A 12,624-nucleotide genomic window follows, 5' to 3' on the forward strand; every position below is an offset into this window, starting at 1 on the left:
AGGATTCTTTCCTAGCCATCTTTATGTAAATTTTAATAAGCTGGATTTTTCTCTAATCTAATTTTTTACTATCAAATGTTGCTTTCTTTAGATTATTCTTTTTAGTATTCAGATTATTTGGTAATGTATATAATTTAGGATTAACTTTCGAAGTATCTCCTTGATATACCCAAGTCATATTATTGATATATTTATTAAATGCCTTGTCTACATCTTCCAACGAAACTTTATTAATGTCAGCATTCAATGTATTAGATCTTTTCCAATCACCATGTAAAACTTGATTCGATGCGTAAGAAGATGCCTGAGCAGAATTTGTTTCTTGTTTGTAATAAGTAGTAGTAAGATAAGTGGTTTTCATATTTTTTAATTCATCTGCAGAAAATCCGTCTTTCTTAACTTTCTGAATCAATCCGCGTACAACAGCAATATATTTATTTGGATCTGTTGTTGTTACATATACAGCAGAACTACTTGTTGCACCTCCATTGAAGTATGCCATCGGAGCATAGGACAATCCGTTGTTGGTTCGTACTTCTAGAAAATGTTTATCATAAAATATACGCATCGCCAATTGAAATGCATTGTAGTCTGCAGAACCAGGCGTCGGACCACTAGTGATACCTTCTATATAATTTGTTGCATTCTCTTTTGTTTGAGATGTAAAAGTATTTTTGGTGGGGTTATACATATTTTTGTTTAGGTGGAACGGATTTCCTTGAGGTATTCCAGCTAAAAGCGTATGGATATAAGTTTCGATATCTGCTTTATTTAAATCTCCTACTATAACTATAAACATTCTAGATTTTTCTAAGATAGATTTATAATAGTTTTGTGTTTCAGTTAAGGAAATACTCTCTAATGTTTTTTCTGTTCCATTAGGATTCTTTTCATAGTCCTTGCCTGGAAATGCAGTTTTTCTGACCATTTGTTCCAGTGATGCATCAGGATCGGATTCATTAGATTTTAAGGTATTGATTGCATCTTGTTTTATTCTTGCAAATTCTTTTGGATTAAATGCAGGTTTTTTGATTGCTTCAACATATAATGGCCATACTTTACTAAAATCACTATTGATACAATTCATTCGAATAGTTGCATAATTCATAGATGTATTTGCATAAATATATCCATTGACTTTATCTAATTGATCTTTAAATTGATTTTTAGTATAGTTGGCTGTTCCGCATTCAGTAAGTGCTGTCATCGCAAGAGATTCAATTCCTTGCTTGGATAAAGGATAATTTTGTACGCCACCTTGTAAGATTGTCTGTATCTCAATTATATCATTATTTTCAACAGGTTGTACTATAACTTTTACGCCATCGACGGTCATCTCATAAGCTTTGGATGCTTGCGCCTTAGAATTTATTGACCAATTTAAAAAGATAGAGCTTAACAGAATATATTTAAATATTACTTTTTTCATGTTAATGTATTGATTGCATTATTGAATTGGTTTAAAGAAAGAAGCGGGATGTAATGCTTTATTCATTTCTGGATTGATAATCATACCAGCAACGTGTGGTTTATTTACAATATATTTTTTTGCGTATGCAAGTACGTCCGCCTTAGATATTTTTTCCAAATTAGAGAAATAATCACTAAAATAATCTAACGATGCACTGCACCACCAAAATGTTAACTGACTAGCTAATGCAGATGGTTTTTCCCTTTCTCTAATTTGTTGGCGTTTGAGTTTTTCTTTCGCATCATTCAACTGTTCGTCTGTGAAATAATTTTCGTCTCCCATCATACTTATCTGCGTTTCTAAACTATCAATACATTCCTTCAAATTTTTTGGATTGGGCATTAGGTAGATAGAAATGGGTCCAACATACTTTGCAGTTTGATAACCAATACCTGCATAAGTTGCCAGACCAGTATTAACTAAAGATTGTTGGAATTTGGATGAATTTAATCCCAAAATTGTACTGAAAACATCTGCCGCTAAAGTAGCTGCGGAATCTTTGCGGGTGTCTGGTCCTTGCCACTCCATCATTATAAATGGGGTTTGAGCTATGCTGGACTCTTTTACAAAATAATCGGTATGGTCCAACGGTTTAAATTCAGGTATAGGATATTGAATTTGTGGATTGACGGCACTTCTTTTCCAGTTTCCAAATATTTGTTCAATTTCAGTCATTACTGATTGATGTTGCACATCACCACAAACAACTAATAATGAGTTATTTGGTACATAATATTTATTTTTTATAATCATCATTTTTTCAGGAGTTGCCGTATTGATGATATTATGATCCCCTATAGGATTTTTTCTAGTCATTAAATCGCCCCACATATTCTTACTGACGGCATACCATAATTGAAAATCTGGACTACTTTCAGCTCTTTGAAATTCACCATCTACCACAGGTCTTTCTTTAGCCATATCTTCCGGGCGATAAATTGGAAAACGTATTGCTGAATTCATGAAATGTAAGCCGGCATCTAGACTGTCTTTTGGAATGGTAAAAAAATAATTTACCCTTTCTTCTCCCGTAGTTCCATTCCATATTGCACCGAGCTCTTGCGTACGTTTCAAAAATTTCTCTTGATTTGGATAGTCATTGTTTGCTTTAAAGAACATATGTTCAAATAAATGGCTGAGACCACTATATTCAGGACCTTCTGTATAAGCTCCATTTTTTACCGCAATTTCTATTGTGGCTAATGGAACTTTACTATTTTCTATAACAACGACTTGTAGACCATTGGGAAGGCTGTCCCAAAAATACCCTTTAGGTAGGCGTGATTGTGCATAGGCCCCCATTCCAAATAGGAGCAGCCCTAGGGTCAGGGTGAACATTTTCATTTGTTTAGTTTTAATTAAGTGTTTAAATATGCAATAGCTCTATAAAGATAAGTGGAACCTAGCAATAATAAAATTAAATTATAGTTTGGTGTTTTTGTTTGCAATTAAGATGTGGATCACCAAATGCTTATATTTTTAGACTATACAATGCTGATGCTTATCTAGCTTTTACAAATATTTTCAATGAAGTTTCTACAATAATCATAGCATTATTAAATGCTTGGAAAGCAAATGTGAATAGTTTTTGTAAGTGGTGTTCTGGGGTTTAGTGACAATATTTTCATAGCTTATTTATTTTAAAATCAATAAGCTATGACATTTTAGTTAGATGAGATGGGGCGTAGCCAAATTGCTTTTTGAAAGAAAATGAAAAGTGTGACAAGTCCTCAAAACCTAGATCTAAATATATGTCTGAAGGTTTTTCTTGTTTTTTATCTAGCAAAAAATGAGCTTCTTTGAGTCGCATAGTAATTAACCAATGATTGGGCGTATCATTAAATATTTCTTTAAAATCTCTTTTAAAGGCGGATAGACTGCGCCCTGTTAAATAGGCAAATCGTTGTATACTTACATTGAATTTAAAATTTTTAGTCATGAACGCTTCTAAATTTATTTTTTCAGGTTTGCCGAAATCAAAAAGTACTCCTGAAAGCTCGGGTTGTGATTTTAATAAAATCAATAAAAGTTCTTCTCTTTTTAATTCTGCAAATGGCTCTTCAATTTTCCCCAAATGATTATAGAGCGGCATTAGAGATTGGATATAATTCGGTATTAATTCAGTTGGTTTTATTTGAATAAAAACATCATTTGAATTAAACTTAGTAATGTTGGTTTTGTATTTTTCTTGAAATCGTTTAAGAAAGGACGCATCAAATATGACAAATATTTTTTCAAATGCATCATTAATTTTTACCTTATTATAACGTCCTAAACGATTTTTTCGGATGAGACAATAGTCTCCCGAATTTAAAATATGATGTTTGTTACCATCATAACCATGTATAGTTCCCTTTGCTAAATATAAAAAAATATGTTCAGGAATGAATTGTTCTGGTGATATTTCGGGACCTATATAACAAGATTTTATTTCTGTTGCTCTCATTTTACTTCGCTGCTTTTTTTATGTCTTCAACTTCTAAAATAGATTTCGAATATCCTTGGGTTGCAGTATTTATCATGGCTCGCCCTAAAGTTTCTAAACTTATAGAAGGAAATAAAATACTAAGTATAGGATAGAGAAACTTATGAATATAACGATTGTAACCATATAAATGAATTTGCCCTTTTGTGGGTTTCATCAATGCTGGTCTGAAATGAAATGCTTTATTCGCGAATATTTTAGTTAATTCGTTTTCCGTTTTTCCTTTAATTCTTGCCCACATAATTTTCCCTTTTTCAGTATTGTCCGTACTTCTACCAGAGATAAAATTGAAAATAAGGTTTGGATTAATACGTTTCAGGATATTTGCAAAATGAATTGTAGTATCATAAGTCAATTTTTCATAGTCTAACTCTGTCATGCCTGCCGAACTCTTACCTGCACAGTAGAAACATGCATCATAGTCTTTCAAATTGTCAGCATAATTTTCTATCTCCAAAAAATTAGTAATAATTAATTCTTTGAGTTTGGTATTTTGAATGCCACAAGATTTCCGAGAAATGCTTAATATTGTAGATACCTTGCTGCTTTGCAAACATTCCAATAATACTCCTTCTCCGACCATCCCGGTTGCTCCAGTAATTATTACATTCATGGTTATATTATATATTTCCAAATTTACGCATACTTTTAATTGATTCTATAATTGCTTCATGGTTAGTAGCAATAGGTGTCCATCCCAATACTATTTTAGCTTTTTCATTACTAGTATTTCTATTTGTCTTTAGCATAGAGGCAAGGTTCTTTAATTTTGGATTGAATAACCCTCCCAATCTAACCAACCAATCTGGAAGTATCTGTGATGAAGTTTTTGTGGTAATTTCAGGCATATTTTTTTTCAAAAAAATGGCAATTTCTGGGAGCGAAATTTTTCCACCTGCCAATGCTAGAAATCGTTGTCCATTTGCCATTGGATTGGTCATCGCTTTTATATGTAAATCTGCAACATCTCGTACATCAATTACATTCATATACAAGTTAGGAATGGCTTTCATTGTACCATCTAGTAGATTTTTAATTAGTTCAAATCCACTAGACAAATCTTTCCCTAATGCCGGACCAAATATTGCAGTAGGGTTAATTGTAGCAAATTCCATTGTGCCGCCTTCTTTATTTATATATGCCCATGCGGCCTTTTCTGCTAATACTTTTGATTTGTTATAGGAGGATAGACCTTTTTCATTTGGATCAGTCCATTCTTTTTCGGTGATTTCTATATTTGGGTCTTTGTGACTATAACCAATAGCACCGAAATTAGAAGTCATTACGACTCGTTTTACGCCGGCTTTTTTTGCCGCTTTTAATACGCGTAGAGTTCCATCGACCGCAGGACGTATCATCTCATTATCATCTTTCGGTAAGGATAGAAAAATGGGAGAGGCAACATGTAAAACATAGGTACAATTTTGTACAGCTTCGTCCCAATTATCCTCTTTGGTTAAATCCGCTTGTACAAAATTTAGTTTTTCAAATGAATGGATGCCACCATTTTTCAACATTTTGATTACGTCTTCTTTTCTATTCAGATTTCGTATGGTAGTCTTGATATTATATCCTTGTTGTAATAATTGTAAAATACAATGAACACCAACAAAACCGGTTCCTCCTGTTACCAAAACAGTTTCTTTATTATTCATATACTGTAAATTTATAATGCAAAGTTGCATATAAAATTTACTAGTTACTTTGTTAAGAAGTCCAATTTTGTTTTGTTTAAAAGTCCAAAAAAAGCGTGCATTTGCACGCTTTTTTTGGACTTTTAAACAATTATTATTTTAAGAATGATTGATATAAATCTTCATATATTGGAATGATATTATGTACATCAAAATCTTGTGCATGTTTGAATGCATTTTGCTTGTATTTTTTCAATTTCTCTTCGTCGCTTAATATTGCAATGCCTTTTTTTGCAGCATCTTCAACATCGCCTACATTGAATAATTCGCCTGTACGACCAGGAATATTCACTTCCGGCAAACCGCCAGCATTGGTACTCAATACAGGAACACTTGCCGCCATCGCTTCTAGTGCGGCCAAACCAAAACTTTCGTAAGAGGAGGGAAGGACAAATAAGTCGGACACGGCATAGATTTCTTCCATTTGTTCTTGTTTTCCCAAAAAACGGATTTGATCTTGCAAGCCAAATTTTCTTGCTAATTCTTCACAGCATGGTCTTTCTGGTCCGTCGCCCACCATTAATAATTTGGAAGGCACGGCAGGATGTATTTTTTCAAATATTTTAATAACGTCCGTTACGCGTTTTACCTCTCTGAAATTGGATGCATGGATCAGTATTTTTTCGCCATTAGGAGCTAATACTTTTTTAAAAGCATCGACGGGCTTTTTATTGAAACGCTTGACATCTACAAAGTTATAAATGACCTTGATATCTTTTTCTATAGGAAAATATTTGTATGTTTCTTCTCTCAGATTATTAGAAACGGCAGTAATTCCATCGCTTTCGTTGATAGAAAACGTAACTACTGGTTCGTACGTTTTATCTTTTCCTACCAATGTAATATCTGTACCATGCAGAGTTGTGATAAAAGGAACACTTCTGTTTGTGCTTTTTTTGACAATTTGACGCGCCATATATGCCGCTGATGCATGTGGAATAGCGTAATGCACGTGCATCAAATCTAAATGATAATTATTGATAACATCGACCATCGTACTTGCCAATGCCAATTCGTATGGCGGATATTCAAACAGGGGATAATCCGGTACCGGAACTTCGTGATAAAATATATTGGCATTGAAAAGGCTCAATCTCACGGGTTGTCGATAGGTGATAAAATGTACTTCGTGTCCTTTGTCTGCCAAGGCTTTGCCCAATTCTGTTGCCAAAACGCCGCTACCGCCAAATGTAGGATAGCATACGATACCTATGCGCATAAGTTTTTGTTTAATTTTTGACAAATTGCGTGATGATTTTTTCTGCTTCTGCACACGCTTTGTCTAAGTCATCATTTAAAATTACTTTGTCAAATGAACTTTGTAAGGAGATTTCATAAGCCGCTTTGCTCATTCTCGTTTGGATTTTTTCCTCCGATTCTGTTCCTCGTCCGCGCAATCTTTTTTCCAATACTTCTACAGATGGAGGTGCTACGAAAATAGAAAGCGTATTATTCGGATATTCTTGCTGTATATGTATGGCTCCTTTAACGTCGATATCCAAAATCGGCGTTTTACCTTCTGACCAGATGCGCTCGATTTCCGATTTTAAAGTGCCATAATAATTGTCTTTGTACACCATTTCCCATTCCAAAAACTCATCATTTTTTACTTTCGCTCTGAACTCTTCAGGCGACATAAAGTAATAATGAATTCCCTCAATTTCGCCGTTGCGTCTTTCACGTGTAGCTGCAGAAACGGAGAATGCCAACCATTCATTATTTTCCAAAAGATAATAAGCGATGGATGATTTTCCCGCTCCCGATGGCGCTGTAAGTATAATTATTTTTCCTGTGGGCATTTCTTAATATTTTGTAATTTAGATAGTTATGTAAAAAAAATGAACTTATTCGTGCCAGGTTGTTTTTGCTTCACCTGAGCTTAACCTTGTTCCTTCTTTTTCGCTATCAGCATATCCCAAATACAATTGACCAATCACTTGATCTTCTTCTCCTAATTGTAAATAGTCTTTCAAAATAGGAGAAAATGTTAATCCGCCAGTACTCCATAATGCGGCAATCCCTAAAGCTTCCGCACCCAATAAAATATTTTGAACGGCAGCCGCTGCTGCGCAGATTTCTTCCAAAACAGGGATTTTAGGATTGTTGCCTCGTTTCATAATTGCCACGATTACATGAGAAGCGTTTGTAGTATTGCTTTGCAATTTCTGATAAGTTGCTTCCATGAATTTATCTTCTGGCGTATTTTTTTTGTAGAGTTCGGCTTGATCTTGTGCAAATTTTGTTTTGCCTTCTCCCGTGTACACAATAAATCTCCAAGGTTCGGTCATCGCGTGCGTTGGTGCCCAATTCGCCAATTCCAATAAAGATTCAATATCTTTTTTTGCTATGATTTTTCCATTGAGTGTGGCTGGCTTGGTGCTCCTTCTGGCGCGTATATTGTCGGCTATTATTTCAAAATTTTTCATGACGCAAAGATACATTTGTATTTGAAAGTATTGTTTACGAATTACGGATTATTAAACGATTAACATATCTATCAGTCTAAGAGCTATCTTTGAAAAAATTTACGTTTAAATGTTTAAATACCTAATTGTAGTTGTATTGTTTTGTTTTTTAAGTGCTCCTGCATTTTCCCAGACGGATACTATTAGTTATACGCGACAACATGGATTGTTTAATAAATTTGTAAGCGATTCGCAACGTTTTAATTTGCATTTTCAGATGACGTATATTAATCAAACGAAAGAAAAAATGCGTGCGTTGTATAGTGGACCTTATAGTTTGCAAGCAGCAAAAGAAAATCAGAATTCTGTTACCGCAACCGCTTTTTTGGGTGTGAAATTATGGAAAGGTGCAGCGTTTTTTATTAATCCAGAAATTGCCGGTGGTAGTGGATTATCTGGTGCACAAGGTATGGGTGGTGCGCCCAATGGCGAAACTTTTCGTGTGGGAAATCCATCGCCACAGTTGTATTTAGCAAGAGGGTATTTGGAACAAACTATTTCCCTAAATTCCAAAACAGAAGAACAATCTGACGATGAGAATCAATTGGAAGAGCCTGTTCCTGTTAATTATTTGAAATTTACGGTTGGTAAATATTCATTAGCAGATATGTTTGATAATAACGAATATAGTAATACGCCCAGGACACAATTTCTCAACTGGAGTTTAATGAATAATGGGTCTTGGGATTTTGCAGCCAATGTAAGAGGTTATACTTATATCGCAACGGCAGAATTGGATTACGGCTTTTTAAATTACAAATACAGTATTTCCTCTTTACCTGTTGTTGCTAATGGAGCTGAATTAAATACGCATTTGAATCAAGAATTGGCGATGAATGCTCAAATAACAGCAACGTATAATATTAAAAAATATCCTGGGCATGCAAGTGTTTTGTATTTCAATAACAAAGCGGATATGGGTAGTTATCAAGAAGCTATTGATATTGCAAAGGAGACTAATACGACTCCTGATATCATTGCTACAAGACTACGTGGAAGACACAAATATGGATTTGGGTTAAATTTTGATCAGGCCTTACCTAATACATTTGGATTGTTTGGACGGGTAGGATATAATGATGGAAAAAATGAAACTTGGAATTTTACTGAAATAGATAAAACTGCGAGTTTGGGTATTTCCACTACAGGAACCAAATGGTCACGCGCTGAGGATAATATTGGGCTTGCTTTTGTAGCTAATGGACTTTCTGCGGTGCATCGTGAATATTTAGCAATGGGTGGTAATGGATTTATTTTAGGTGATGGAAAATTGAATTATGCACCAGAATGTATAACCGAATTATACTATAGTTTTAAGCCAACATCCAAGCCACTTTGGATCACAGGTGATTATCAATTTGCATTACATCCTGGTTACAATAAAGATCGCGGTCCAGCCAATTTTTTGTCCATTAGAGTGCATACGGAATTTTAAGTGTAGTGATAAATATTAAATAATTAGAAAATTATTCTAAACAAAAATTTTGTTTTACCGCATAAACTACTAGTTTATGCGGTAATTTTTTTAATTTAGCAATAATAGGAGTTTGGATGGGTTTTTAATCGATTCTATAAAACGTTTTATTCCGTCCAAATGCCTTTACATTTTATTTAAATGGAACACTCTACTTAATTATTTCAGCAAAAAATATGTTAGGAAACAGAATTGGAAAAGAAAAATGGAAGCCAGTAACCTTTGATATTGAATTTACCAATAATTGTCGATTTGAAGTTTCCAATTGGGGACGAATAAGAAGTTTTAATAAATTGTCAGATGGACGTATCCTAAATGGGTCTCTAACTGAAGGTTATAAAGTTATACGTTTAAAATTATTTACACCTAGAGATGAAAAAGTTCAATTGAAAATAGACGAATTAAACGCATCTATATCTAAATTATATCTTAAGAAGAGAGAAAAGATTAAGAAGGGTGATCATATTGAAAATATCGAAAAAATAGTTCAACTTATAGATAAAAAGAAAACGGATCTTAGTAAAAGACGCAAGAAAAATTTAAAAGAACGGACAAATTACCGACACTTTTTAATACATAGATTGGTCGCGACTAATTTTTTACCGAAACCCAAAGAAAATCAAGTAGTGGTTGGACATCTTGATTTTGATAAACTAAACAATGCGGTTACGAATCTGAAATGGATGACACTGGAAGAAAATCAGTTACATCAAAATAAAAATCCTAACGTGATTTTCGAAAGAAATAGGCGAAAAAATAATCCAATTATTAGAGAAAAAGGTGCGAAACTTACCTCTACACAAGTCATGCACATCAAGCTCCAACTAAAAAGAGCAAGACCTTTGAAGCAAATCGCAAAACAATATGATATATCTGATATGCAAGTTTGGCGTATTAAAACTGGGGAGAATTGGGCACATGTTACTATCCCAGATTAATAAAATTGAAAACATTTGTATCAAAATAATAAAAAAATGCAAGGTTGAAAACCTTGCATTTTTTTATTATTTGAAAAAGCATTTAAATTATGCTTCTATAGAACTTGCTTTGGATGCAACACGATCTTCTTTATAGGCTCTTGCAGCATCTACGAAACTTACGAATAATGGTGCCGGATGTTCCACTGTACTTTTCAATTCTGGGTGAAATTGTACACCGATAAAGAAAGGATGAGATGGAATTTCGATGATTTCTACCAAACCAGAATGTTCATTTTTACCACTCGCAATCATACCAGCAGCCTCAAATTGAGAAAGATAATCATTGTTAAATTCGTAACGATGACGATGTCTTTCCGAAATTTCTAATTTGCCATAAATCTTTTCAGCTAATGAACCAGGCATAATTTCGCAAGGGTAGGAGCCAAGACGCATTGTGCCTCCCATCATTTTGATTTTCTTTTGCTCTTCCATCATATTGATCACTGGATAAGGCGTATTCGCGTCCATTTCGATAGAATGTGCTTTTTTCAATCCCAATACGTTGCGTGCAAATTCAATTACTGCCATTTGCATACCTAAACAAATACCGAAGAATGGTATACCATTTTCACGTGCATAACGAATTGCTTCGATTTTTCCTTCAATACCTCTAGACCCAAAACCTGGAGCAACTAACATACCATCCAAACCACTTAATTTTTCGGGTACATTTTCAGGCGTTAGGAATTCACTATGAATATTAACCACTTTTACCTTGACTTCATTCACCGCACCTGCGTGAATAAAACTTTCCAAAATGGATTTGTACGCATCTTGAAGTTCAATATATTTTCCAACCAAACCAATCGTTACTTGGCTTTTTGGATATTTCAATTTGTCCAAAAATCCTTTCCATTGTGTCAAGTCCGGTTCTGGATAATTGGTGATATTTAATTTTTTCAAAGTGATTACATCTAATTTTTCACGAAGCATATTTAATGGCACTTCGTATATTGTAGATGCATCCATGGACTCAATAACAGCTTCTTGTTTTACATTACAGAATTGCGCTATTTTTCTACGAATATCATAGCCAATGGATTCTTCAGCACGGCAAACGATGATGTCTGGATGTACCCCATTTTCGCTCATCATACGCACGCTGTGTTGGGTAGGTTTGGTTTTTAATTCTTTCGCTGCGCGCAAATAAGGAACCAATGTCAAGTGAATCACACATACATCTTCTTCTGGTAATTCCCATTGTAATTGACGTACCGCTTCTACGAAGGGCAAACTTTCAATATCGCCAATCGTGCCACCCAATTCGGTAATGACGATATCATATTTATCATCTTTACCTAAAAGCAACATTCTTCTTTTGATTTCGTCCGTGATATGTGGTACAATCTGAACAGTTTTACCCAAATAGGCACCTTCGCGCTCTTTGTTGATAACGGTTTGATAGATTCTACCAGTTGTAACGTTGTTGGCTTGAGATGTATCTACACTCAAAAAACGCTCGTAGTGTCCAAGGTCCAAATCGGTCTCTGCTCCATCTTCAGTAACAAAACATTCTCCATGTTCGTATGGGTTGAGTGTACCTGGATCCACATTGATATATGGATCAAATTTTTGAATTGTAACTTTAAAACCACGCGCTTGTAACAATTTAGCAAGAGACGCGGCAACAATTCCTTTTCCTAAACTACTTGTTACACCACCGGTAACGAAAACATGTTTTGCCATAATATTTATATAAAAATAAAGCCCCTACATAAGATGATATGAATCGACCCTAAGTAAAAGACAATTATTAAATGAAATGAAATATAAAAACTTATTGACCTACACCATGCTAACAATGCTGTTGTTATACGATTTCCGTTGGTGGTTTAATTTTGAGAGGTCATGCAAAGTTATGACTATTTTTAATTAGAAAAAATTTTTATAGTTTGGGTTTAGAATTTTATCAAATGCATTTACAAAAATTAGAATGGTTTTTAAACTGGAATTCTAAGACTTAAAGAAAATTTAATTTCTAGGTAGAACTTTTAATAAATAAAAATTTAGGACAATTGCGCATGTTTCGGATTTTATAGCAGAGAAAGAGTGCAG

At 34.2% G+C, this 12,624-nt stretch carries 11 protein-coding genes; 2 read left to right on the forward strand and 9 right to left on the reverse strand.

Translation table 11 applies throughout. The features are described from left to right. Window positions 1-52: 52 nt before the first annotated feature. The 8 genes from E0W69_RS00780 to E0W69_RS00815 form a co-directional block, all read right to left on the reverse strand. The gene (locus E0W69_RS00780) at window positions 53-1,429 is read right to left on the reverse strand and encodes a M16 family metallopeptidase (protein ID WP_131328131.1); all 1,377 of its coding nucleotides are present in this window, start codon (window positions 1,427-1,429) and stop codon (window positions 53-55) included. An 18-nt stretch (window positions 1,430-1,447) separates the two neighbouring features. Then, window positions 1,448-2,815 (reverse strand): M16 family metallopeptidase, encoded by a 1,368-nt coding sequence (locus tag E0W69_RS00785; protein ID WP_131328132.1) that lies wholly within the window; start codon window positions 2,813-2,815, stop codon window positions 1,448-1,450. A gap of 310 nt (window positions 2,816-3,125) precedes the next feature. After that, the gene (locus E0W69_RS00790) at window positions 3,126-3,917 is read right to left on the reverse strand and encodes a helix-turn-helix domain-containing protein (protein WP_131328133.1); all 792 of its coding nucleotides are present in this window, start codon (window positions 3,915-3,917) and stop codon (window positions 3,126-3,128) included. Between the two features lies 1 nt (window position 3,918). Beyond that, window positions 3,919-4,569 (reverse strand): NAD-dependent epimerase/dehydratase family protein, encoded by a 651-nt coding sequence (locus E0W69_RS00795; protein ID WP_131328134.1) that lies wholly within the window; start codon window positions 4,567-4,569, stop codon window positions 3,919-3,921. Between the two features lie 7 nt (window positions 4,570-4,576). Next, window positions 4,577-5,611 carry an SDR family oxidoreductase gene (locus E0W69_RS00800; RefSeq protein WP_131328135.1) on the reverse strand — a complete coding sequence of 345 codons (1,035 nt, stop codon included), beginning with the start codon at window positions 5,609-5,611 and terminating at the stop codon, window positions 4,577-4,579. A gap of 133 nt (window positions 5,612-5,744) precedes the next feature. After that, window positions 5,745-6,869 (reverse strand): N-acetyl-alpha-D-glucosaminyl L-malate synthase BshA, encoded by a 1,125-nt coding sequence (gene bshA / locus E0W69_RS00805; RefSeq protein WP_131328136.1) that lies wholly within the window; start codon window positions 6,867-6,869, stop codon window positions 5,745-5,747. Between the two features lie 10 nt (window positions 6,870-6,879). Next, entirely contained in the window at window positions 6,880-7,449 is a 570-nt protein-coding gene (gmk, locus tag E0W69_RS00810; protein WP_131328137.1) for a guanylate kinase, read from the reverse strand. Window positions 7,450-7,494: 45 nt separating this feature from the next. Next, complete coding sequence (locus E0W69_RS00815; protein ID WP_131328138.1) at window positions 7,495-8,076, reverse strand: nitroreductase family protein; 582 nt, start codon at window positions 8,074-8,076, stop codon at window positions 7,495-7,497. A 109-nt stretch (window positions 8,077-8,185) separates the two neighbouring features. On the opposite strand from E0W69_RS00815, the gene E0W69_RS00820 reads away from it, so the two are divergent. Together E0W69_RS00820 and E0W69_RS00825 are read left to right on the forward strand one after the other, a co-directional pair. Further along, window positions 8,186-9,550 carry a carbohydrate porin gene (locus E0W69_RS00820; protein ID WP_131328139.1) on the forward strand — a complete coding sequence of 455 codons (1,365 nt, stop codon included), beginning with the start codon at window positions 8,186-8,188 and terminating at the stop codon, window positions 9,548-9,550. A 215-nt stretch (window positions 9,551-9,765) separates the two neighbouring features. After that, on the forward strand, window positions 9,766-10,527 hold the full coding sequence (locus E0W69_RS00825) for an NUMOD4 domain-containing protein (RefSeq protein WP_131328140.1): 762 nt from the start codon (window positions 9,766-9,768) through the stop codon (window positions 10,525-10,527). Window positions 10,528-10,614: 87 nt separating this feature from the next. On the opposite strand, the gene E0W69_RS00830 is transcribed toward E0W69_RS00825, so the two are convergent. After that, entirely contained in the window at window positions 10,615-12,255 is a 1,641-nt protein-coding gene (locus tag E0W69_RS00830; protein WP_131328141.1) for a CTP synthase, read from the reverse strand. Between the last annotated feature and the right edge of the window lie 369 nt (window positions 12,256-12,624).

The organism is Rhizosphaericola mali (assembly GCF_004337365.2).
Classification (GTDB): Bacteria; Bacteroidota; Bacteroidia; order Chitinophagales; family Chitinophagaceae; genus Rhizosphaericola; species Rhizosphaericola mali.